Source organism: Pseudonocardia sp. ICBG1142, assembly GCF_020496255.1.
Lineage (GTDB): Bacteria > Actinomycetota > Actinomycetes > Mycobacteriales > Pseudonocardiaceae > Pseudonocardia.
This window is the reverse complement of sequence record NZ_JAHLJC010000004.1, coordinates 38,691-61,508: the sequence shown is the minus strand read 5'-3', so window position 1 is coordinate 61,508 and position 22,818 is coordinate 38,691. Positions and strand designations below refer to the sequence as shown.

General features: G+C 75.5%; 20 protein-coding genes. 7 read left to right on the top strand and 13 right to left on the bottom strand.

Annotated features, from left to right (window positions below; all coding sequences use genetic code 11):
* Positions 1 to 79: 79 nt before the first annotated feature.
* On the bottom strand, positions 80 to 2,434 hold the full coding sequence (locus KPL59_RS02735) for an arylsulfatase (RefSeq protein WP_226359829.1): 2,355 nt from the start codon (positions 2,432 to 2,434) through the stop codon (positions 80 to 82).
* A 108-nt stretch (positions 2,435 to 2,542) separates the two neighbouring features.
* Entirely contained in the window at positions 2,543 to 3,472 is a 930-nt protein-coding gene (locus tag KPL59_RS02730) for a TauD/TfdA family dioxygenase (protein ID WP_226352295.1), read from the bottom strand.
* 296 nt (positions 3,473 to 3,768) lie between these two features.
* On the opposite strand from KPL59_RS02730, the gene KPL59_RS02725 reads away from it, so the two are divergent.
* The 6 genes from KPL59_RS02725 (at position 3,769) to KPL59_RS02700 (ending at position 10,669) form a co-directional block, all read left to right on the top strand.
* A complete protein-coding gene (locus KPL59_RS02725; protein WP_158071509.1) occupies positions 3,769 to 3,906 on the top strand; it encodes a putative leader peptide in 138 nt (45 codons plus the stop codon).
* 267 nt (positions 3,907 to 4,173) lie between these two features.
* Complete coding sequence (locus KPL59_RS02720) at positions 4,174 to 5,577, top strand: ROK family protein (RefSeq protein ID WP_226352294.1); 1,404 nt, start codon at positions 4,174 to 4,176, stop codon at positions 5,575 to 5,577.
* Positions 5,574 to 7,196 (top strand): ABC transporter substrate-binding protein, encoded by a 1,623-nt coding sequence (locus tag KPL59_RS02715; protein ID WP_226359828.1) that lies wholly within the window; start codon positions 5,574 to 5,576, stop codon positions 7,194 to 7,196. Before KPL59_RS02720 ends, KPL59_RS02715 begins: the two co-directional genes overlap by 4 nt.
* A 1-nt stretch (position 7,197) precedes the next feature.
* Entirely contained in the window at positions 7,198 to 8,157 is a 960-nt protein-coding gene (locus KPL59_RS02710) for an ABC transporter permease (protein WP_226359827.1), read from the top strand.
* Positions 8,154 to 9,044 (top strand): ABC transporter permease, encoded by an 891-nt coding sequence (locus KPL59_RS02705; RefSeq protein ID WP_226352291.1) that lies wholly within the window; start codon positions 8,154 to 8,156, stop codon positions 9,042 to 9,044. The genes KPL59_RS02710 and KPL59_RS02705 overlap by 4 nt, the downstream gene beginning before the upstream one ends.
* Positions 9,041 to 10,669, top strand: a complete 1,629-nt coding sequence (locus KPL59_RS02700; RefSeq protein ID WP_226359826.1) for an ABC transporter ATP-binding protein — start codon at positions 9,041 to 9,043, stop codon at positions 10,667 to 10,669. Before KPL59_RS02705 ends, KPL59_RS02700 begins: the two co-directional genes overlap by 4 nt.
* A gap of 114 nt (positions 10,670 to 10,783) precedes the next feature.
* On the opposite strand, the gene KPL59_RS02695 is transcribed toward KPL59_RS02700, so the two are convergent.
* The 3 genes from KPL59_RS02695 to KPL59_RS37390 form a co-directional block, all read right to left on the bottom strand.
* Complete coding sequence (locus KPL59_RS02695) at positions 10,784 to 12,190, bottom strand: LLM class flavin-dependent oxidoreductase (protein ID WP_075307383.1); 1,407 nt, start codon at positions 12,188 to 12,190, stop codon at positions 10,784 to 10,786.
* A complete protein-coding gene (locus KPL59_RS02690; protein WP_226359825.1) occupies positions 12,187 to 13,410 on the bottom strand; it encodes an acyl-CoA dehydrogenase family protein in 1,224 nt (407 codons plus the stop codon). The genes KPL59_RS02695 and KPL59_RS02690 overlap by 4 nt, the downstream gene beginning before the upstream one ends.
* A 221-nt stretch (positions 13,411 to 13,631) precedes the next feature.
* Complete coding sequence (locus KPL59_RS37390) at positions 13,632 to 13,712, bottom strand: putative leader peptide (RefSeq protein WP_369804877.1); 81 nt, start codon at positions 13,710 to 13,712, stop codon at positions 13,632 to 13,634.
* A gap of 210 nt (positions 13,713 to 13,922) precedes the next feature.
* On the opposite strand from KPL59_RS37390, the gene KPL59_RS02685 reads away from it, so the two are divergent.
* The gene (locus KPL59_RS02685; RefSeq protein ID WP_226359824.1) at positions 13,923 to 15,092 is read left to right on the top strand and encodes an LLM class flavin-dependent oxidoreductase; all 1,170 of its coding nucleotides are present in this window, start codon (positions 13,923 to 13,925) and stop codon (positions 15,090 to 15,092) included.
* A 76-nt stretch (positions 15,093 to 15,168) separates the two neighbouring features.
* On the opposite strand, the gene KPL59_RS02680 is transcribed toward KPL59_RS02685, so the two are convergent.
* The 8 genes from KPL59_RS02680 to KPL59_RS02645 all read right to left on the bottom strand — a co-directional run bounded on the left by KPL59_RS02680 (position 15,169) and on the right by KPL59_RS02645 (position 22,807).
* Positions 15,169 to 16,152: an ABC transporter substrate-binding protein gene (locus tag KPL59_RS02680; RefSeq protein ID WP_020623945.1), complete on the bottom strand. Its 984-nt coding sequence runs from the start codon at positions 16,150 to 16,152 to the stop codon at positions 15,169 to 15,171.
* Positions 16,149 to 16,559, bottom strand: coding sequence for a cupin domain-containing protein (locus KPL59_RS02675; RefSeq protein WP_051050164.1), 411 nt, complete (start codon positions 16,557 to 16,559; stop codon positions 16,149 to 16,151). Before KPL59_RS02675 ends, KPL59_RS02680 begins: the two co-directional genes overlap by 4 nt.
* Before the next feature lie 68 nt (positions 16,560 to 16,627).
* Positions 16,628 to 17,710: an Rrf2 family transcriptional regulator gene (locus tag KPL59_RS36670; protein ID WP_308187822.1), complete on the bottom strand. Its 1,083-nt coding sequence runs from the start codon at positions 17,708 to 17,710 to the stop codon at positions 16,628 to 16,630.
* Complete coding sequence (locus KPL59_RS02665) at positions 17,707 to 18,822, bottom strand: LLM class flavin-dependent oxidoreductase (protein WP_226359823.1); 1,116 nt, start codon at positions 18,820 to 18,822, stop codon at positions 17,707 to 17,709. Before KPL59_RS02665 ends, KPL59_RS36670 begins: the two co-directional genes overlap by 4 nt.
* Positions 18,819 to 19,538 carry an ABC transporter ATP-binding protein gene (locus tag KPL59_RS02660; protein WP_226359822.1) on the bottom strand — a complete coding sequence of 240 codons (720 nt, stop codon included), beginning with the start codon at positions 19,536 to 19,538 and terminating at the stop codon, positions 18,819 to 18,821. The genes KPL59_RS02665 and KPL59_RS02660 overlap by 4 nt, the downstream gene beginning before the upstream one ends.
* Positions 19,535 to 20,380: an ABC transporter permease gene (locus KPL59_RS02655; RefSeq protein WP_226359821.1), complete on the bottom strand. Its 846-nt coding sequence runs from the start codon at positions 20,378 to 20,380 to the stop codon at positions 19,535 to 19,537. The genes KPL59_RS02660 and KPL59_RS02655 overlap by 4 nt, the downstream gene beginning before the upstream one ends.
* Before the next feature lie 740 nt (positions 20,381 to 21,120).
* Positions 21,121 to 21,996 carry an ABC transporter permease gene (locus KPL59_RS02650; protein ID WP_226359820.1) on the bottom strand — a complete coding sequence of 292 codons (876 nt, stop codon included), beginning with the start codon at positions 21,994 to 21,996 and terminating at the stop codon, positions 21,121 to 21,123.
* A gap of 10 nt (positions 21,997 to 22,006) precedes the next feature.
* Positions 22,007 to 22,807 carry an ABC transporter ATP-binding protein gene (locus KPL59_RS02645; RefSeq protein WP_075307369.1) on the bottom strand — a complete coding sequence of 267 codons (801 nt, stop codon included), beginning with the start codon at positions 22,805 to 22,807 and terminating at the stop codon, positions 22,007 to 22,009.
* Positions 22,808 to 22,818 lie beyond the last annotated feature (11 nt).

Here is a 22,818-nt window from a genome sequence, read left to right as displayed (position 1 = left end):
CACGGCGGGCGGTGCTGGTCGGCCCGGGGGCGGACGGGGGAAGCGCGACGGCGCCGCGCCCGGCCGCCCGTTCGACGGGTCAGTCCGCCCGGGACGCGGCCTCGGCGGTGACCGCGCGGGCGACCTCGTCCGGCACGACGCGGGCGCCCGGCCGGTAGGTCACCGACCGCAGGTCGCCGGTGAACCGGAAGATCCCGCGCTGCCGCCGCAGCGCCCAGGACACCGGCCCGCGGGCGTCGCGGCCGACCGAGATGCCGCTCCAGGGTGCCATCCCGGTCAGCGCCCACGGGTCGGGCAGTGCGGTGACCGGGGCCCCGTCGGCGGAGACGGCGAGGTGCCAGCGCAGGTCCGGGGTCGCCGTCACGGACAGGACGACCGTGCGGGTCCCGGCCGGGGCCGGGCCGTCCGCGGTGGACACCCGGCCGCCCGCGTTGTGCAGCACGACCAGCCGCCCGTCCTCGACTGCGAGCAGGTAGCCGCCGAACGCGTCGCCGTGCGCGACGAGCACGCCCTCGTCGCCCGGGGCGAGCCCGCCGAGAGCGACCTCGACGTCGAACGACCGGAACGCGACGAGCTGCGCGGACCGGTAGCGCTCCAGCACCGGGGTGCCGGGCAGGATCCGCACCGGCTCGGCCAGGCGGGCCTCGCCCGGCCGTCGCACCGCCAGGTCACCGCGGTCGAGCAGCGGGAACACGGTGTTCTCCCAGGCGGCGCGCTCCCAGGCGGCGCGCTCCCAGGCCGCGGCGAGCTCGGCGGCCCGCTGCGGATGGGCGGCGGTGAGGTCGACCAGCTCGGCGGGGTCGGTGCGCACGTCGTAGAGCGCCCAGGCCGGGTCGTCGATGTCGCGGTGGCCCGGCTCGTGGCGGGCGAGCAGCTTCCAGCCGTCGCGGTAGAGGCCGCGGTGCCCACCCATCTCGGAGTACTGCTCGAGGTGCGGGCTCGCGGTCACCTCGCCGCGCAGGAACCCGCCCAGGTCGACGCCGTCGGGCTCGGCGGTCGGCGTGCCCGCGCGCTCGGCGAGCCGGGGCACCCCGGTCAGCGCGAGCAGTGTCGGGACCAGGTCGGTGACGTAGGTGTAGTCGCGCAGCACCCGTCCGGCGGGCAGGCCCCGCGGCCAGGACACCAGCAGCGGCACCCGTACCCCGCCGGCGTAGGTCTGCCCCTTGTAGAACCGGAACGGGGTGTTCGACACCTGTCCCCAGCCGCGCGGGTAGTGCGCGCCGAGCTCCTCGGACCCGATGAGCGACTCGTCGTGGTCGACGTCGCGCTCCCAGTCCGCGGGGACGGGATGGTGCACGAAGCGGGTGAAGTAGCTGCGGGTGCCCTCCGGGCCGCCCTCGGCGGTGCCGCCGTTGTCGGAGGTGAACACGATGATCGTGTCGTCGAGCTCGCCCAGCTCCTCGAGCAGGGCGGTGACCCGGCCGAGCGAGGCGTCCACGGTGGACACCATCGCCGCGTAGACCTCCATGTAGCGGGCGTAGCGGCGGCGTTCGTCGGGCGACAGCGACTCCCACGGCGGCACGTCGTAGCCGGGTTCGGGGTTGCGCGGGGCCTGCCGGGTGCCGGGCGGGAACAGGCCGCGGTCGAGCTGGCGGGCGAAGCGGGCCTCGCGGACGGCGTCCCACCCGGCGGCGTAGCGGCCCTCCTGCTCGGCGAGGTCGGCGGCGGGCACCTGCAGCGGCCCGTGCATCGCGACGTGCGCGAGGTACAGCAGGAACGGCCGGGTGGCGTCGTGCGCGCGCAGCTCGGAGACCATCGCGCACGCGCGGTCGGTCAGATCGTCGGTGACGTAGTAGCCCGGCGGGTACTCGTCGACGTCGAGGGCGTGCTCGTCGACGGTGATCTGGTTGGGGTGGAAGAAGGAGTTCAGGCCCTCCAGCGAGCCGTGGTAGCGGTCGAACCCGCGCCGGGTCGGCCAGGAGTCCCGCGGCCGGCCGGGCGCCAGGTTCGCGTCGCGGACCAGGTGCCACTTGCCGACGGCGAACGTGGCGTACCCGCCGGCTTGCAGGTGCTCGGCGAGGGTCGCGGCGTCGTCGCCCAGCTCCAGGCGCATGCCGGGGAAGCCGGGGTCGGCGTTGGCGACCCAGCCGTACCCGGCCCGGTGCGGGTTGAGCCCGGTCAGCAGCGCGGCCCTGGCCGGGGAGCACAGCGGTGCGGTGTGGTGCTCGGCCAGGGTGAGCCCGGCCTCGGCCAGCCGGTCGAGGTGCGGGGTGGGGATCTCCGAGCCGTACGGGCCGATGTCGCTGTAGCCCAGGTCGTCGACGACGACCACGACGACGTTCGGTCGCCGGACCCGCGCGGGCTCGGGCGGCCACCAGCGGGTCGAGGTCGCGGCGGTCCGGCCGATGGCGCCGCCGAACCCGTCGTAGCCCCGCGCGCCGGGCGGGACGGGGGGGACCGGCGACGCCGCGGTGGGCGGGGGATCGGTGGGCACGGCGGGACCTCCGGGCGGGGACGGGCGGGACGGGGCGGGGCGCCGACGGACGGGTGACGCAGGCCGGCCCGGCGTCCGCGGGTGCGGGCACCGGGCCGGCGGCCGGGCTCAGTTCGTGTAGTGCGAGGAGTCGCCGGTGCGCACGACGCTGCGCGCCCCGCTGGGCGAGACCGGGATGTCGCCGGCCAGGGTGATCCGGCGCAGCGCGCGGTGGTGGTCGTCGTAGTCGGCGACGGCGTAGTGCTGGGTCGCCCGGTTGTCGAACAGCACGAAGTCGCCGTCGGACCAGTTCCAGCGCACGGTGTTCTCCAGCCGGACGATCCGGTCCTGGAGCAGGTGGTAGACGGTCTGGGACTCCTTGGAGTTCAGCCCGACGAACTCCCGGACGAAGTGGCCGAGCACGAGCACCCGCTCGCCGGTCTCCGGGTGGACGCGCACCACCGGGTGCTCGGTCTCGTAGGTGGTGGAACGGAACTCGGCGCGGTAGGCGGCGATCCGGTCGTCGTCGGGCGCCGTGGTGGTCTCGGCGTCGCGGGCGTAGTCGAAGGCGTTGGTGTGCACCGCCCAGAGCTCGTCGACGAGGTTCTTCAGCGGCAGCGGGAGCGAGGCGTAGGCGGCGCCGGTGTTGGCGAACACGGTGGTGCCGCCGTAGGGCGGCAGGTCCAGCGTGCGCAGCGAGCTGATCGCGGGGATGCGGTCGACGAAGGTGACGTCGGTGTGCCAGCTGTTGGCCTTGCCCCGGTCGGAGTCCACCGGCAGCACATGGGTCTTCTCGCCGCGCACGGTGGGGTGCGCGGTCGTGGGCCGGCCGAACAGCGAGACGAACGCGAGGTGCGACTCGTCGTCGAGGTGGCCCTGTCCGCCGAAGAACAGCGCCTTGTGCTCGAGCAGCGCCGCACGCAGCGTGGCGACGGTGGCGGCGTCGAGGTCGCCGCCCAGGCGGACGCCCTCGACGCGGGCGCCGATGCGCCCGCCGACCTTGCGCACGACGGGCTGCGCGGCTGCGGTGGGGGTCGGGTTCTCGGCCTGCAGGGTCATCGGATCTCCAGACGTGGGGTGCGGGTGGCCCGGGGGCGCCGGTCGCGGCGGCAGGGGCGGGAGGACGCCGGCGGGCGGGCCGCCCACCGTCCACTCCGGACGGAGTGGGGGAGCGGGGCACCACGGTCCCGGCACGTCGTCGACGGTAGGGAGGCGCCCGCCGCGGCGGCAACGGTTGCGCTCATGCCGATCCCAACCCCTGCGCCGGGACCGCGCGGGCCGCGGTTGTCAATGTGATCCGCTGCCGTGATTCCAGGCATCGACCCGGTCTCCCGGCCGCTGCTAGCGTCACCGGTGTGAGTGACGACCGCGACCGACCCGGGCCGCGGCCCGGCGTGCGCCGCGGCCTGGTCCCCGGCGTCCTGCCCTTCCTGGTCCTGCGCCGGCACGTCGATCTGTGCCGCACGGCGACCGCACTCTGTCGACCGGTCTGACCCACCCGACGCCCTGACGCGTCCCGCGACCCCGGAGCGGGCGCGGCGCCACCGCACCCGCGGTCCCGCCGCGCCGTCCCGCCCGGAACGCGCGCCCCCTCGAACGGCCCCGCCGGGTCCACGTCCCACCGGCGCCGCCGTGCCCCGACCGTCCGCCGCCGCGGCCCGGACGGGGCCCGCCGACACCCAGGACCACCCGGCCACCGCGCGCCGCGGACCCCACCGGGGGGCCGCGCGACGTCGTGGCCCGCGCCCCGAGGACCACCGATGCCCGGCTCCACCACGCCCGGACCCTCTGCCGACCTCCCCTCCGCACCCGCCGACCCGGCCCCGCGCCCATCGGCCCGGCCGCGTCCGCACCACGTCCGCCAGGTCGGCGGCCACCGTCCCGCCCACCGCGCCGTCGTGCGCGCCGCGGCCCCCGAGCCGGTCACCGGGGCGGGCGTGCCGGCCGCGGCGGCGGTGCTCGGCGCCGTCCGCCGGGCCGGGGTGGTGTTCCGCGACGAGCTCGTCACGGCCACCGGGCTGTCGCACGCGACGGTCAACCGTCAGGTCGTCGCGCTCGTCGCCGCCGGAGTGGTCCGCGAGCGGCCCGACCTCGTGCCCACGGGCACGGTCGGCAGGCCCCGCATCCCGCTGGAGATCGACACCGACCGGTTCGGCGTGCTCGGCCTGCACGTCGGTCTGCACCGCACCACGCTCGCCGTCGGTGACCTGCGGGGCACCGTGGTGTCGGCGACCGACGTGCCCACCCCGCGCGACGCCGAGCCCGGCACCGCGCTGGCGGGGCTCGCCGCCCGGTTGCGACGGTTCGCCGCCCGCGGCCCGGGGCGGACCGTGCTGCAGGTCGGCCTCGTGGTCGGCGGCCAGGTGTCGGGTGAGCGCGACCGGTTCGGTCATCCACGGCTCGGCTGGGACCCCGCCCCGCTCGCCGACATCGTCGACCGGGTCGGGCTGCCGGGGGTCGTCGTCGTCCCGCAGATCGAGGCGATGGCCGGCGCCGAGTCGCTGCTGTCCCCGCACGTCGACGAGGGGACCACGCTGCACGTCTACGCCCGCGAGGCCGTCGGTGCCGTGCTCACCGTCGACGGCAGGGTGCACGCCCCCGCCGGCGGCCCCGGCACCGTCAGCCACCTGCCCGTCGGCGGGGACGGGGTGCTGGGGCGGGAACGCTGCCACTGCGGGCGGACCGGCTGCCTGGAGGCCGCCGCCGGCGACTCCGCCGTGGCCCGCGCCGCGCACGCGGCCGGGATCGTCGACGCACCCGTGATCGAGAAGGTGGTCGGCGCGGCCGAGGGCGGCGACCGACGGGCGCACGACCTGCTCGCCGAGCGGGCCGCCCTGCTGGGCCGCGGCGTCGCGCTGGTCCGCGATGTGCTCAACCCCGACCGCGTCGTCCTCGCCGGGCAGGCGTTCACCGCCTACCGGGCCGGACTCGCCCACGTCTCCCGGAGCTTCGCCGAGGCGAGCGCGCTCCCGCCGATCAGCCTGCAGGCGGGCACCTTCGGGTCCGCACTGCAGGCGGTCGCCGCGTGCACCGCCGGCCTGCGCCCGATCTACGCCGACCCGCTCGGCACCACCCGCCGCGCCGCCGCGGTCGCCGCCGACGCGCGCGCGGCGCCTCGGCCGTTCCCGACCCCCACCACCCCCCGAGAGGCGAACCACCGATGACCACCCGACTCCTGTCCTCCCCGCTCGACCGGCGCAGCCTGCTGCGCCGCGCCGGACTCGGTGTCCTGGCCGCCGGCGCGGCCGGCGCGGGCCTGACCGGGTGCGCCTCCGCCGTCGACGAGCGGCGTGCCGCCGGGAACGCCGCCGCGAGCGCACCGGTGCGCGGCGGGACCCTGAAGCTGGCCGCCCGGACCGACCTGGTGCCCGGCAACTTCCTCACCAACTCCAACGACGGCGTCACCACCACCGTCGGCCTGGTCTACGACACCCTGGTCCGCCGGCCGAACACCGGGTTCGAGCCGCAGCCGCGGCTCGCGACGTCCTGGGAGATCAGCCCGGACGGCCGCACGGTGACCCTGCAGCTGCGTGACGACGTCTTCTTCCACGGCCGCGGCACCGAGCGGGGCCGGCCGTTCACCTCGGCCGACGTCGAGTTCTCGATCCGCACCTACGCCGACCCGAAGTGGACCGCGCAGCTGCGCAGCACCGCCGCCGCGGTCACCTCGTTCGACACCTCGCAGCCGCACCGGGTGGTGCTGGGGCTCGCGGAGCCCCTGTCGAACATCCTCGACCTGCTCGACACCGTCCCGATCCTGGACTCCGCGACCATCGACGCGCTCGGGCGTGGCGAGGCGTTCGTCGGGACCGGCCCGTTCCGGTTCGAGTCCTGGACCCCGAACACCTCGATCGTCTACGTGCGCAACGAGCACTTCCGCGACCCCGAGCGGCCCTATCTCGACCGGGTCGAGCTGAGCATCGGCGGCGACGCCCAGGCGCTGCTGGCCGGCCTGCGGTCCAACCGGTTCGACGTCGTCGGCGGGCTCCCGTTCCGCGACATCGCGACCCTGGACGCGGCCGAGGGCTTCCACGCGATCACCATGGAGGGCGCGGAGCTGCAGACCTACGTGGGCGCGAACGTCACCGCCCCCGGGCTGTCCGACGTGCGGGTCCGCCAGGCCGTCGCCTACGCGATCGACCGGCAACGGGTCGTCTACGAGGTGCTGCGCGGCTCCGGCTACCCGATCAACCTGCCGTGGCCGAAGAGCTCCCCGGCCTACGACGAGGCCCGCAACGCCACCTACACCCGCAACCTCGACCGGGCCCGTGCGCTCGTCGCGGAGGTCGGCACCGTGCCACCGCAGCCGCTGACGTTCCCGGCCAGCCACCCCGTCCACGAACCGGTCGCGCAGATCGTGCAGGCCGACCTCGCCGAGATCGGCATCACCACCACGCTGCAGCCGGTCGATTCCGCGCAGTTCGTGAAGCAGCTGATCGGCGCGCAGTTCCCCGGGCTGTGGACGACGTTCCACTCGTGGGCCCAGCACACCCCGTCGACGCTGACCGTCAGCGCCTACCCCTTCAACGCGCAGAAGAACTCCTCGCGGTTCGTCTCGCCCGACTACCAGCGGGCCGCCGCCACCGCGTGGACGCTGCCCGCGACCGACACCGCCGGCCTCGGCCGCGCCTACACGGCGCTGTCCGACGAGCTGCTCGAGCACCTGTTCCTGGTCGAGATCGGCGTGGTGCTCAACCAGCTCGCCGCCTCGGACCGGGTCCAGGGGGTCGGTTGGTCCAAGCGGGCCGAGATCGACCTCACCGACGCGTACACGGCGGCCTGACATGCTGCGCTTCGTCATCTCCCGGCTGCCGTCGGCGGTCGCGGTGCTGTTCCTCGCCTCGGTGCTGATCTTCGGTCTGCTGCGCCTGGTCCCCGGCGACCCGGCGACCACGCTCGCCGGGCCGGACGCCTCGCCCGAGGTGGTCGAGACGATCCGGGTCTCGCTCGGGCTCGACCGGCCGGTGTGGGAGCAGTACGTGCTGTGGCTGGGGAACGTCCTCACCGGTGACCTCGGCCGCTCGTACCTGATCGGCGGTGAGATCGGCACCCTGGTGGCGGCCGGCCTGGTCAACACGCTCTGGCTGGCCGGCGCCGCGCTCGTCCTGGCCGTGGGGCTGTCGCTGGTCGTCGGGGTCGCGGCCGTGCTGTCGCGGGCCCGGTGGGTCGACACCGTCGTCACCGGGTTCACCACGCTGGCGCTCGCGGTCCCGACGTTCGTCACCGGTGTGGTGCTGGTGCTGCTGTTCGCGGTCGCCTTCCCGGTGCTGCCCTCCGGCGGGGCCCCGCCCGGGGGGTTCCTCGCCCGCCCCGACCTGACATGGCAGTACCTGCTGCTGCCGGCGGTGTGCCTGGCCCTGCCGGTCGCCGGCGCGCTGTCGCGGTTCGTCGTGGAGTCGCTGCGCACCGAGCTCGCGCAGCCCTACGTGCTCACCGCCCGCGCGCTCGGCGTGCCCCGCCGGCGTCTGGTGCTCGCCCACGCCCTGCCCGCCGCGCTGCCCACGGTCGCCACCGTGCTGGGGCTGCAGATCGGCAACCTGCTCGGCGGCGCCGTCCTGGTCGAGCTGATCTTCACCTGGCCCGGGCTCGGTCAGCTGATCGAGCAGGGCATCAGCCGCCGCGACTACCCGGTGGTGCAGGTCCTGCTGCTGCTGTCGGTCGCGGTGTTCGTCGCCGTCCAGCTGGTCACCGACATCCTGCACGCCGCGCTGGACCCGCGGGTGCGGATCGGAGGGAACTCATGACCGTCACCGCCCCCGGCGAGATCCTCCCGGCGAGGACGGCCGCGCCGGCCCTGCCCGGTCCCACCCGCCGCCCGCACGCGCTGTCGGCGCTGTACCGCGGGCGCGGGCTGGTCGGGGCGGTGCTCGTCGGCGTCGTCGTGCTCGCCGGTCTCGCCGCACCGCTGCTCGCGCCGTACGACCCGTTGGCGCAGATCCCGGGTGCGAACCTGCTGCCCGCGTCCGGTGCGCACTGGCTGGGCACCGACGAGGTGAACCGCGACGTCTTCAGCCGGACGCTGTACGGCATCCTCGCCAACCTGTCGATCATCGCGGTCGCGGTGCCGCTCGGGGCGGTCGCCGGTGGCCTGGTCGGTCTGGTGTCGAGTCTGTCGGCGGCCGTCGACGTCGTCGCACAGCGGGTGTTCGACGTGCTGCTCGCGTTCCCGGTGCTGATCCTCGGGATCGCACTGGCCGCGGTCCTCGGGCCGGGCACGACGGCGGTGGTCGTGGTGATCGTCCTCGCCGAGATCCCGATCTTCGGGCGGCTCGTGCGGGGTGCCGCGCTGCGGGTGCGGGAGATGCCCTACGTCGAGGCGGCCACCGTGGTCGGGGCCGGGCGCTGGTGGGTGCTGCGCCGCCACGTGCTGCCGGGCGCCGCGGAGCCCGCCGGTGTGCAGGTCGCGGTGTCGTTGTCCGTCGCCGTCTTCGTGGAGGGGGCCATGAGCTTCATCGGTATCGGGGTCCGGCCACCGGACCCCTCGCTCGGGTCGATCGTCGCCGACTCGGTGCTGTACCTCGACGTCAACCCGGCGATGGCGCTCGGCCCGCTGGCCGTGGTCACGATGCTGACGCTGGGCTTCCTGCTCGTCGCGCAGGCCCTCGCGGCGGGACGGCGGGTGGCCGGATGAGCACCGTGCTGAGCGTGCGGGACCTGCGAATCTCCTTCGGCGACACGGTCGCCGTCGACGGCGTCGACCTCACGGTGCGCCGCGGGGAGGTCGTCGCGCTGGTCGGTGAGTCCGGGTCGGGCAAGACGCTGACGGCGCGGTCGGTGCTCGGCCTGCTCCCCGACGCCGCGACGGCGTCCGGCTCGGTCGAGCTCGCCGGGGACTCCGTCCTCGGCGCACCCGAGGAGGCGCTGGACCGGGTCCGCGGGACCCGCGCCGCGATGGTGTTCCAGGAACCGCAGACCGCGCTGAACCCGGTGCGCACGGTCGGCTGGCAGCTCGTCGAGGCGATCCGGGCGCACGCCCGGGTGCCGCGCGCGCAGGCCCGCCGCCGGGCGGTGGAGCTGCTGCGGCTGGTCGACCTGCCCGAGCCCGAGCGCCGCGTGCGGTCCTACCCGCACCAGCTCTCCGGCGGCCAGAAGCAGCGCGTCGTGATCGCCCTGGCGCTGGCCGGGGAGCCGGACCTGCTGCTGGCCGACGAGCCGACGACCGCGCTCGACGTCACCGTGCAGGCGCGGATCCTGGAGCTGCTGCGCGACCTGCGCGACCGCACCGGCGTGGGCGTGCTGCTGGTGACCCACAACATGGGCGTCGTCGCCGAGCTCGCCGACCGCGTCGTGGTGCTGCACCGCGGCCGGGTGGTGGAGCAGCGCTCCGTCGCGGACCTGTTCGAGCGGCCGGCGACCGACTACACGCGGGCTCTGCTCGCGGCGGTGCCGACGCTCGCCGACCGGCCGCGGGGGAGCGCCGTCGCGGCGGTGGCGCAGGCCGCCGACGTCCCCTCGCCGCGCGACCCGGAGGGGCCGGTGCCGGTGCTGTCCCTGCAGGACCTGTCGGTGGTGCACCCGGCCCGGCGCGGCCGGCCCGCGTTCCGGGCCGTGCACGCCGTGAGCCTGGACGTGGCGCCCGGCGAGGTCGTCGGGCTCGTGGGCGAGTCCGGGTCGGGCAAGACCACGATCGGCCGGGCAGCGGCCGGGCTGCTCCCGCCGGCGCAGGGCCGGGTGCTGCTCGACGGCACCGACCTGGCCGGGCTGTCGCGCTCCGGGCTGCGCCGGGTGCGTCGCGGGCTGGCGATGGTGCACCAGGACCCGGCGGCATCGCTGGACCCGCGCCGGTCCGTGGAGGACTCGGTCGCCGAGCCGCTGCGGGTGCACGGCGCCCGGCCCGGCCCGGAGCTGCGCTCCCGGGTGGGCGAGCTGCTGGAGTCGGTCCGCCTGCCACGGGAGTTCGCGACCCGCCGGCCCGGCGAGCTGTCGGGCGGGCAGCGCCAGCGGGTCGCGCTGGCCAGGGCCCTGTCGCTGTCGCCGCGGCTGCTGATCGCCGACGAGCCGACCAGCGCGCTGGACGTGTCGGTGCAGGCCGAGGTGCTGGAGCTGTTCGCGTCGCTGCAGCGCGAGCTGGGGTTCGCCTGCCTGTTCGTCAGCCACGACCTCGCGGTCGTCGACCGGGTCTCCGACCGCGTCGCCGTCCTGCGGGCGGGGGAGGTGGTCGAGCTCGGCACGCCGGCCCAGGTGTTCGGGACCCCGCGGCACGACTACACCCGCCGCCTCGTCGACACCGTGCCCCGCGTCCCCGCCCGGATCTGACACCCGCCCCGCACGAGCGGACCGGTCGTCCGGCAGGGTCCGTACGACCGGTCCGCTCGTGCAGTGGGGAGCAGGACCGTGGGGCCGGGTCCGGGTCCGGACCGGGAACCGGGGTCAGGCGGGGGCGGCGCCCCGGCGCCGGGCGTGGACGGCCGCGGGATGGTCGGCACGGACCCGTGCCTGGCCCGCACCCTGCAGGTGCTCGCGCAGGGTCGCGCCCTCCGGGGCCTCGGCGAGCACCCCACGCCGGCGCAGCTCGGGCACCACGTGCTCCACGACGTCGGCGAAGGTGCCGGGGGTGACCGCGTAGGCGAGGTTGAAGCCGTCGACGTCGGCGACCTCGGCCCAGCGTTCCAGCTCGTCGGCGACCGTCTGCGGCCCGCCCACGACGACGGCGCCCATCCCGCCGATCCCGATGTGCTCGGCGATCGCCCGCGGCGTCCACTCCCGTGTCGGATCCGCCGTGGTGAACAGCTCGACCGCGCTGCGGATGGCCTCGGTCTCGGCGAACCGCAGCGGCTCGTCGGGGTCCATCGTGGACAGGTCCAGGCCGGACCAGCCGCCGTAGAGGGTGAGGGCACCTTCCAGGCTCACGTACTGCGCGAGGTCGGCGTAGCGCTCGCTGGCCTGCTCGTCGGTGGCGCCGGTGACCACGGTGACCATCGTGAAGACCTTCACCGCACGGGGATCGCGGCCCTGCTCGGCGGTCTGCCTGCGCAGCTCGGCGACCCGCGGGGCCAGTGTCTCCGGGGTCGGGGAGATGACGAAGACGCCCTCGGCGTGCCGGGCGGCGAACGTCGTGCCGCGCGCGGAGGCGCCTGCCTGGAAGATCGTCGGTGTGCGCTGCGGGGAGGGCTCGGTCAGGCCGATGCCCGGCACGTCGAAGAACTCGCCGTGGTGGCCGATCGGACGGACCTTCGCCGGGTCGGTGTAGACGCCCTTGTCCCGGTCGAGCAGCACCGCGTCGTCGTCCCAGGACGCCTCCCACAGCTGGTAGCAGACCTCCATGAACTCGTCGGCGACGTCGTAGCGCCGGTCGTGCGGCACCTGCTTCTCCAGCCCCAGGTTGCGGGCCGCGGACTCCAGGTAGGAGGTGACGACGTTCCACGCGACCCGGCCCCGGGTGTAGTGGTCCAGGGTGGAGAAGCGCCGGGCGAGCGCGTAGGGCTTCTCGTAGGTCAGCGACACGGTGATCCCGAAGCCGAGCCGCTCGGTGACCGCGGCCATCGCCGAGACGGCCAGGGTCGGGTCGCCGACGGGGACCTGCACGCCGTCGCGGATCGCCGGTTCGGGGCCGTCGCGGTAGACGTCGTAGAGGCCGACGACGTCGGCGATGAACAGGCTGGTGAACCCGCCGCGCTCCAGCAGCTGCGCCAGCTCGGTCCAGTAGCGCAGGTCGTGGAAGGTGTGCGAGCGGTCCTGCGGGTGGCGCCACAGGCCGGGGGACTGGTGCCCGGCGCACGTCATGTCGAAGGCGTTGAGATGGATGCGGCGCGGTGCCGGGTCGATCGCGCGGCTCATCGCTTGCCGGCGCTCCAGGCGTAGGGCAGGTCGGTCCCGTTGAGCACGTGGTCCCCGACCGACTGCAGCTTGTAGATCAGCGGGTTGTGCACCGAGATCACCCGGGCGTTGCGCCAGTGCCGGTCCAGCCGCAGCTTCTCCGAGGTCACGGAGGCACCGCCGACCTCGAACAGCTGGGTGGTCGCGTCGAGCACCGCGGGGATGATCGTGGCCTGGGCGTGGGCGGCGTCGAGCTCGACCCGGTCGAGCAGCTCCGGGTCCTCCCCGCCCGCGGCGAGCAGCGTGTCGAGCTGCTCGGCGATGGCCAGCACCAGGGCACGGGATGACCAGGCGGCCGCGGACAGTCGCCCGATGACCTGCTGGACGAGCGGGTCGTGGCGGGGCAGGTCGGCCGGGGCGTGGGTGAAGGTGCGGGTGCGCTCGCGGACCCAGGCGCTGACGTCGTCGGTGGCGCGCCGGGCGATCCCGGCGAGCACGGCGAGCTGGACGAGCTGTAGGTAGGAGGTGCCCCAGCCGCGGCCCTCGGTGCCGTACCCGGGTCCGAGGACCCGCTCGCGGGGGACGGCGACGCCGTGGAACTCGGTGGTGCCGCTGGCGGTGAGGCGCTGCCCGAAGCCGTCCCAGTCGTCGTGCTGGACGACGCCCTGGGCGTCGCCGTCGACGAGCACGGACACGCGCTGCCCGTCGAGGTCGGCGGCGACCAGGATCTGGTCGGCGTAGAGGCTGCCGGTCGAGTAGTACTTGGTGCCGTCGAGGCGGTAGCCGTCGCCGTCGGGGGTCAGGGCGGTGCGGTACCGGTCGATCGCGCCGACGCCGGGCTCGGTGATGGCGTTGCCGACGAGCCGGCCCTCGGCGACGGCCGCCAGCCGGGCGTCGCGGTCCGGGCCCGGGGCGGCGAGCAGCAGGTCGTCGACGTACCACCAGTGCACGCGCAGCGCCTGCGGCAGGTTCGACTCGGCGGCGGCGAGGTCGACGAGCAGCCGGAACTGCTGGCGCACGGTGGCGCCGTAGCCGCCGAGCTCCACGGGCAGCCGCAGGGCGCCGAAGCGCTCCGCGCGCAGCGCGGCCACCTCGTCGTGGGCCAGGGTGCGGCCCTGCTCACGGGCGACCGCGCCCTCGGCGATGCGGGCGAACACCGGGGCGAAGACGGCGTCGAGCTGCTCGTCGGTCCAGGCGGCCCGGCCGTCGGTGCCGGTGGGGGCGGGGGAGGTCGTGGTCATGGGGGTCCTTCCGGTGGGGCCGGCGGTGCGCCGGGCACGGTCGCGCGGTGATGGCGGGGTGGGGGGACGGACGGTCACCGCCGTGCGGGGCCGGTCGCACGGGCATGTCCGCTCCGCCCTGTGGCAGGCGGGCCGGCCGGTGGTGGCCGTCGGAGACGGTCCCGGTGCGGCGGGCGCGTGGGGCGGGCGCAGAGCGGATCCGGGTCGGTGGGTGCGCGGCCTCAGCGGCGGCGGAGCGGGCGACGACAGAGCGCCGACGCCACGCGCGCGAGATCGACATGCCCCCGCGTGGTCAACAGCACCGATCCGGTCACGGGGTCCACGGTAGCCGCGACCGGCTCCGCTTCCCAAGACGTCGGCGACCCGGATCACCGGCGTCCTGCCTGGTGGGAGGCCCGGTCCCGGGCGTCCGGACAGGTGTCCCGCGGGGTGGACGGTCCACTGTGGAGCATGATGTGACCGTCGTCCCCACCGACTTGCGCCGGCCGGTGCGGCCCTGTTGCGTCTGCCGGATGGGAGTCACGCTGCACTGGTTCCTGCCCACGATGGGCGACGGCCGCCATCTCGTCGGGGGAGGCCACGGGAACGCGACCGGGTCCGCCGGCGCCCTCCGCCCCGCCTCGATCGGCTACCTCACCCAGGTCGCCCGTGCCGCGGAGCAGGCCGGGTTCGACGGTGCCCTCACCCCGACCGGCGCCTGGTGCGAGGACGCGTGGCTCACCACCGCGATGCTCGTGGCCCACACCGAGCGCCTGAGGTTCCTCGTCGCGTTCCGGCCCGGGTCGATCTCCCCGACGCTCGCCGCCCAGCAGGCCGCCACCTTCCAGCGGCACTCCGGCGGCCGGCTGCTGCTCAACGTCGTCACCGGCGGCGAGTCGCGCGAGCAGCGCGCCTACGGCGACTTCCTCGACAAGGACTCCCGCTACGCCCGCACCGGGGAGTTCCTCTCGGTCGTCACCCGGCTGTGGCGCGGCGAGACCGTCGACCTCGACGGCGAGCACGTGCGGGTCGAGCAGGCGTCGCTGTCGCGGCTGCCCGACCCGGTCCCGCCGGTCTACTTCGGCGGCTCCTCGCCGGCCGCGGCCCAGGTCGCCGCCGAGCACGCCGACGTCTACCTGACCTGGGGCGAACTGGTCGAGGCGGTCCACGAGAAGATCGAACGGATCCGCAAGCTCGCCGCAGACCGCGGGCGCACCGTGCGCTTCGGGATCCGGCTGCACGTGATCACCCGCGACACCGCCGACGAGGCGTGGGCGCAGGCGCACCGGCTCCTCGACGCGCTCGACCCCGAGACCATCGCGGGTGTGCAGGCGGGTCTGGCCGCGAGCGAGTCGGAGGGCCAGCGCCGGATGCGCGCGCTGCACGGCGGGGTCAAGACCTCGGTCGAGGAGCTGACGATCGCGCCGAACCTGTGGGCCGGTGTCGGCCTGGTCCGGGGTGGTGCGGGGACCGCGCTCGTCGGCAGCCACACCGAGGTCGCGGATCGGATCGCCGAGTACCACGAGGCCGGCATCGACGAGTTCGTCCTCTCCGGCTACCCCCACCTGGAGGAGGCGTGGTGGATGGGCGAAGGGGTCATGCCGGTGCTGCGCGAGCGCGGCCTGTGGACCCCGCCCGACGGCGTCGCCGATGTCGACGACGCCGCTCGTTCCGTGCCGTTCGCCGCCGACTACCGCACGTGAACCACGCCGCGCCCGCCGTGGCGCGGCAGGACGGACCGGACCCGCCCCGCCGATCGGTGGGGCGGGTCCGGCCGGGTCAGGAGCCGGAGGGGGCGCGCAGGTCCTCGACCGCGGAGGCCACGTCCACCCGGTTGCGCAGCACGCCGTAGTCGGAGTAGCGGTCGGCCACCCCCTGCAGCTCGGCGACGAGCTCCGGGGACAACGGCTGGGTGTCGCGCAGCGCCCGCTGCGCCATCAGGTCGGCCACGGCCGCGGGCCGCTTGGTCAGCTCCGCGTAGATCGCGGCGTTCTCCCGGGAGTTCTCCCGGGCCCACTGCAGCGCACGGCCGTAGCGCTCGGTGAAGTCGGTCAGGGCCGCGCGGGTGCCGGCGTCGTCCAGCGCCGCGGTGTTGGCGTCGAGGAAGGTCAGCCCGGTACCGAGGCCCTTCGCGTCGCGCAGGACCCGGGCGCCGGACTCCTGCTGGGCGACCGCGGTGTAGGGGTCCCAGGTCGACCAGGCGTCGATCGCCCCGGAGTTCATCGCGGCGGCGGCGTCGACCGGCTGCAGGAACGAGATGGTGACCTCGTCCGGCCGCACCCCGGCCTCCTCCAGCGCGCGCAGCAGCAGGTAGTGCCCGATGCTGCCCTGGGTGGTCGGCGAGACCGTCTTCCCGCGCAGGTCGGCGACCGACCGGATCGGCGAGTCCTTCGGCACGAGCAGCGCCAGCCCGCCCTGGCTGGGGGACCGGGTCGCCTCGACGATCTTGATGCGGTCGGTGGAGGACAGCGCGGTCAGGGTGGGTGCGTCGCCGGCGACGCCGACGTCGATCGCCTCGCTGCGCAGCGCCTCCAGCAGCGGCGCGGCCGCCGGGAACTGTGCCCACTCGACCCGGTACGGCGCGCCGTCGAGCGCGCCGGAGGCGTTGAGCAGGGCCTGCTGGATGCCGGCCTGGTCGCCGACCCGCAGGGTGACCTGCGACAGGTCGACCGGGCCGTCGTCGGCGGCTCCGGAGCAGCCGGTCAGCAGCAGCGCCAGCGCGGCGAGCAGGGCGGGCAGGGCGAGCAGCGGACGGCGGGTCACGGGGTGGTCTCCGGGTCGGTGAGCGGGGTGAGCGAGGGCAGGTTCACGACGATCCCCTCCTGCGTGCTGCGGGAGATGACCACGACGGCCGGCACCTCGGGGTCGGGGTTCTCCTCGCGGTGCGGGACCCACGGCGGCACGAACACGTAGTCGCCGGGCTCGGTCTGCAGGACGACCTCGCCGGTGCCGTCGTGGAAGACGAACCGGGGCCGGCCGGAGACGACGTAGATGGAGGTCTCGGCCTCACCGTGGTGGTGGTCGCCGGAGTTGGTGGCGGGGGCGACGTGGGTCTCGCCGGTCCAGAGCTTCGAGGAGCCGACGGTCCGCCCGCTCACCGCCTCGCGGCGGGACATCCCGCTGGTCTGGGCGGTGTCGGCGGACAGCTCCGAGCCGCGGACCAGGTGCACCCTGGCGTGGTCGGGCGGCGTGGGGGCGAGGTCGGGGTGGAACGGGTCGGTCCCGTGCGGGTGCGTGGTCACCGGGTATCGCCCTCCAGGGCGGTCAGGGTGCGGGTGGTCAGGAAGTCCGCGACGGTGCGCTCCAGGTCCGCCCACAGCGGGGCGGCCGGACCGGTGTCGCGGACCGAGGCGATCGAGCCCTCGGTGGCGCGCACGACGTCGGCGACGGTGATCTCCGCGGCCGGGCGGGCCAGCCGGTAGCCGCCCTCGCAGCCGCGACGGCTGGTCACCAGACCGGCCCGGCGCAGCGCGAGCATCACGTTGACCAGGGAGTTCAGCGGGACACCTCGGGCGCGGGCCATCGCGTCGCAGGTGACGGTCGCACCGTCGGCGGCGACGAGCTCGGCGAGTGCGCGCATCGCGTGGTCGAGCCGCGCGGAGACGTTCAGCGGCGCGGCGCGACCGGGGGCGGGCCCCGCCGCGGCGGGCGGCGCCTCCTCGGCGAAGCGGGCACCCTTGGCGAGGCGTTCGAGGAACTGCACGAGCCGCGCGGCGACGATCCGGTGGAACTGGTCGTTCAGCACGTCGTGCACCCCGTCGTCGACGACGGCCACGTCGTCGCCCGGACGGGCCAGCGACCGGATCCCGGCGACCGGGGCGACCGGGTCGGCGTCGCCGTGCAGCCACAGCACCGCCGCGTCGGGCAGCGGGTCGGACGGCGGCGGGGGCGGGACCTGCGCGAGCGCGCTCCAGGCGAAGTCGGGGTCGGACTCGAGGAGCCCGCGGTGCACCGGGCAGGCGGTCCGGGCGTCGAGCTCCCCGGCCCGGTCCGCGGGCGGCTCGCCCGGGGCGCCCGTGGGCAGCCCGGCCAGCACGAGCCCGTCCGGGCGGACGGCCCCGGCCAGCTCCCAGGCGCGCAGCGCGCCGGTGTCGGACCCGAGCAGCACCCGGGCCCCGGTCGCGCCGGCCAGTGCGGCGGTGACCTCGTCGGCCCCGGCACCGGGAGCGGGCACGGCGAGGGTCCACCCGTCGACGGCGAGCCGCCGCCCGAGGCGGGCGTAGAGGCCGGGGTGCTCGCCCCGGCCGGTCAGGACGGCGACGGTGCCGCGCGAGGTCCCCTCGGGGGTCCACACCGTGCCGGTGGTGGCGGGTGCGCTCACGCGGGGACCCCCACCCCGGCGGCCGCGCCGCGTCGGGCGAGCTCGGCGCGCACGGCGGGCAGCAGCTCGCGGCCGTAGCGGCGGGCGTCGTCGATCGGGTCGTAGCCGCGGATGAGCAGCGTGCTGACGCCGATGTCGACGTAGTCGGCGAGCGCCGCGGCGACGGTGTCCGGTGTGCCGACCAGGGCGGTGGAGTTCCCGGCCGCGCCGGAGGCCGCCGCGGTGGCCGTCCACAGGCAGCGGTCGTGCAGCTCCCCGGCCTCGGCGGCGGCGAGCAGGCGCTGCGACCCGACGTTGGCCGGGGCCCCCGGCTCGCGCATCCGGGTGCCGGTGAACGAGCCGTGCCCGCCGCGGGCGGCGACGATCCGGTCGCGGACGTCGTGGGCGCGGGCCCAGGCCTGCTCCTCGGTGTCGCCGAGGATCGGGCGGAACGACACGCTGATCCGGGGCAGCTCGGAGCGGCCCGCGGCGCGGGCGGCCTCGTGCACCCGGGCGATCTGCTCGGCGGTCCCGGCCAGCGGCTCGCCCCACAGTGCGAAGACGTCGGCGTGCCGCCCGCCCACCCGGTACGCGGCCTCGGAGGACCCGCCGAAGTACACCGGGATCGGGCCGAGCGGGCGGATCTCCTGGGCGACCCCGGCGACCCGGTAGTGCTCGCCGGCGTGGTCGAAGGGCTCGCGCTCGGTCCAGGCCCGGCGCACGACCGAGAGGTACTCGTCGGTGCGGGCGTAGCGCTCGTCCTTGCCGAGCCAGTCGCCGTCGCGGCGCTGGTCGGTGTCGCTGCCCCCGGAGATGACGTGCATCGCGACCCGGCCACCGCCGCTGAAGTGGTCGAGCGTCGCGTACTGGCGGGCGGCCAGGGTGGGGGCGGTGAAGCCGGGCCGGTGCGCGACGAGGAAGCCGAGCCGGTCGGTGTGCGCGGCCGCGTACGCGGCGACCTGCAGCCCGTCCGGGGTGGACGACGAGTGGCCGATGAGGACCTTGTCGAAGCCGGCCTCCTCGTGGACGGCGGCGAACCGGCGCACGAGCGCCGGGTCGAGGACCGGGCCGGTGGCCGGCAGGATCTCCGAGACCTCCTGGGTCCCGATCATGCCGATGAACTCGATGCTCATGTGCGCTCCTGGGGTCGGTGCACGCCGAGGCGGCCGAGCAGGTCGGCACGCAGGCGCTGGAAGTCGGGGTCGGTGACGTCGCGGGGGCGGGGGAGATCCACCGGCGCGTCGTGCGCGATCCGGCCGCCGTCCATCACCAGGACGCGGTCGGCGAGCACGAGCGCCTCCTCGACGTCGTGGGTCACGAGCAGCACCGCGCACCGGTGGCGCTGCCACAGCTCGTCGACGAGCCCGCGGGCGGTGATCCGGGTGAGCGCGTCGAGCGCGGAGAACGGCTCGTCGAGCAGCAGCAGGTCCGGGTCACGGACGAGGGCGCGGGCCAGCGCCGCGCGCTGGGCCTCGCCGCCGGAGAGGACCTTGGGCCACACGTCGGTGCGGTGGGCGAGGCCGACCTCGGTCAGGGCGGCCTCGGCGCGGGCGCGGTCGGGGCGCCCGGGCAGGCCGAGCACGACGTTGCGCCACACCTTCTTCCACGGCAGCAGACGCGGCGCCTGGAACCCGACGGCCCGTCGGCGGGCGACGGTGACCTCGCCGCTGACGTCGTTGTCGAGGTCGGCCAGGATCCGCAGCAGGGTGGACTTGCCGCAGCCCGAGGCCCCGAGCAGCGCCACGAACTGTCCGGGCTCGATGTCCAGGTCGAGGTCGGTCAGGACGGCCCGGTCACCGAAGTGCCGGCCGAGGCCACGGACCGACACGGGTCGCGCGGTGGTGCTCACCGTCCGCTGAACGCCGGTCGCCACGACAGCAGCCCCCTCTCCAGGGTGCGCACGACGAGGTCGCCGACCAGTCCGAGCACCGCGTAGAGCGCGAGGCAGACGACGATCACGTCGGTCTGGAAGAACTCCCGGGCGGTGTTCATCTCGTAGCCGATCCCGGAGGTGGCGTTGATCGTCTCGCCGAAGACCAGGGCGAGCCACGCGGTGCCCAGCGCGTAGCGCAGACCGACCAGGAACTGGGGCATCGCCGAGGGCAGGATCACGTGGCGGACCTGGCCGAACCAGCCGAGCCCCAGGGTGCGGGCGGCCTCGACGAGGGTCGCGTCGACGTTGCGGATCCCGCCGAACAGGTTCATGTAGAGCGGGAAGGTCACGGCGAGCGCGATGAGCGCGATCTTGGGTTCCTCGCCGATGCCGAACCAGATGATCAGCAGCGGGATGAGCCCGATGACGGGCACCGTCCGCAGCATCTGCACGGGCGCGTCGATCACGTCCTCGCCGCGGCGGAACAGCCCGGACAGGGTGGCGAGCAGCACGGCGGCGACGAGGCCGATCGCGATGCCGGACAGCACCCGCACGCTCGACACGGCCACCGCACTCTGCAGCGCGCCGTCGGCCCACATCTCGGCGGCGGTGACCGCGACGGTCGCGGGCGAGGCGAGGACGTCGCGGGGGAGGACCCCCGTGCGCGACAGCACCTGCCACAGCACGATGAGCACGACCGGGGAGGCGGTCTTGACCACCCAGCGGGGCACCCGGTCCGGGCCTCGGGTGTGGCGGGTGCGGAGGGTCTCGACCTCGGGTGGGGAGCTGGTGCGCTCCCGTTCGGAGGTGGTCGTCATGGGGGCTCCTGGGGCTCGGAGGGCATGCCCGACCGGCCCGGGTCGCCGGTGCGGCTCGGGCGGTGCGGATGCCGGATGCGGATGCCGGACGCGGAGGTCTGGTGCGGAGGTCGGTGCCGGACGGACGTGGCGGTGTGGTGCGGGTGGGCCGTCGCCGGGCGGGTCGGGTGCGGGTGGGGCGCCGGCGGTGCCGGCACGCCGTGGCTCGACGCGCAGGGCGGCACGGTGGGGTCGGTGCCCTCGCGTCGGCCGGTGGGATCAGTGCTGCCGGGCGGTCCGGCGCCTCGGTGGGTCCGGTGCGTCGGCACTGTGGGGAACCGCCGCACCACCCCGGAACGAGGTGGACTCCGGCGGGAACCGTCCCGGTGGGCCGGGCGCCGGGCCGGCACCGCGGTCGTGGTTCGCCGGTGGTGCGGTCGCGGTCGCCGTCGGGTGCCGCGGTCGGCCGGGCGGTGCGGTCGGCGGCGCGGCGCGGCGGGACCGGTGTCAGGACCGACAGAGCGCCGACGCGACGCGCGCGAGGTCGATGTGCGCGCGCGTGGTCAGCGGAACCGGAACGGACATACGGTGACGGTAACCGGCCCGCGTCCGAAACCCAACCCCTGGAGTTGGGATTGGGGTCACGGCGTTTCGGCTGGTGGGAACGGTTCTGATCGCCCGTCCGGACACCCGGCAGCGCACGGCACGAGCGGGCCGTCCGTACGGGGTGCGTACGGACGGCCCGCTCGGGTGCCGGCGGGTCAGACGGTGAGGGCGAGCCCCCGGGCCCGCAGCACCCGTCGCTCCAGAGGGCGGAAGACCAGCAGCTCCACCCCGATGCCGACGATGAGGATCAGCAGGATCGCGGCGAACACCTGGGCGATGTCGTTCACGTCGGCGCCGTTCTTCAGGTAGGCGCCGAGCCCGACCCCCAGCGCCGGGCCGGCGGCGATGATCTCCGCGGCCATCAGCGAGCGCCAGGAGAACGCCCAGCCCTGCTTGCAGCCGGCGAGGTAGCCGGGCAGCGCCGCGGGGAGCAGCACGTAGCGGGCCATCTGGTAGCCCGTGGCGCCCAGCACCTGGCCGGCCCGCGGCAGGATCGGCGGCACCTGGTCGATCCCCGCCACCAGGCCGTTGGCGATTGAGGGCACCGAGCCGAGCAGCACGACGAAGAAGATCGTGGCGTTGGTCAGCCCGAACCACAGCACCGCGGCCGGCACCCAGGCCACCGACGGCAGCGACTGCAGGCCGGTGAGCAGCGGGCCGATCGCTGACCGGATCACCGGCACCTTGGCGACCAGGACGCCGAGCGGGGTGGCGATCACCAGGGCGAGCAGGAAGCCGAGCGCGGCCCGGCTGATCGAGGTCCACAGGATCGACCAGATCTCGCCGCTGGCGACCGTCGCGCCGAACGCGTCGGCCACCGCCCCCGGTGCGGGCAGCTTGTACTCCGGCGTGACCGCCGAGGCCCAGACGATCTGCCAGACCAGGACGATCAGGACGAGCGCGACCAGCGGTGGCAGCCAGGTCCGCAGGAACCGCTGCCACCACGGGGTGGTGCGCTCGACCGGGGTGTCGAGGGCGTCGAGCCCGGCTACCGCGGCGGCGGAGTCCCGGTCGTTGTCGACGACCGTCATCGAGGAGTCCTCACGCGGCATGGCTGGTGATCACCTGCCGCAGTCGTCCGGTGATGTCGTCGTGCAGCTCGGCCTGGGCCTCGGCGTCGTGTCCGTCGGCGGGCACCGACCATTCGCGGACCACGGTGCCGGGACGCGAGGACAGCAGCACGACCCGCTCGGCCAGCCGGACCGCCTCGCGCACGTCGTGGGTGACGAACACGATCGTCGTGCCGGTGGCCCGCCAGACCCGCAGGAGCTCGCCCTGCAGCACGTCTCGGGTGATCGCGTCGAGTGCGGCGAACGGCTCGTCCATCAGCAGCAGCCCGCCGGTGCCGGGCTCGTCGCCGAGTCCGGTCGCGGCGGCGAGCGCCCGGGCCAGCGACACGCGCTGGCGCATGCCACCGGACAGCTCGTGCGGCCGCTTCCCGCCCACGCCCTCCAGGCGGACCAGGGTGAGCAGCTCCTCGGCCCGCTCACGCCGGGCCGCCCGGCCGTGCCCGGCGAGCTTGAGCGGCAGCTCGACGTTGCGCAGCGCGGTCAGCCACGGCATGAGCGCGGCCTCCTGGAACATGAACGACGGTCGGGCGGACCCCACCGCGACCTCGCCCGCGGTCGGCTCGTCGAGCCCGGCGAGCAGGTTGAGCAGCGTCGACTTGCCGCAGCCGGAGGCACCGAGCACGCAGACGAACTCGCCGTCGCCGACCCGCAGGTCGATCCCGTTGAGCGCGGTCACCGCCCCGGGGCCGGTGCCGAAGGTCTTGGCGACCCCCGACAGCTCCACGGCCGTGTCGCGGGCCGGGGGGCGCCGGGTGGTGAGGTCGACGGTCATCGGTGGTTCCC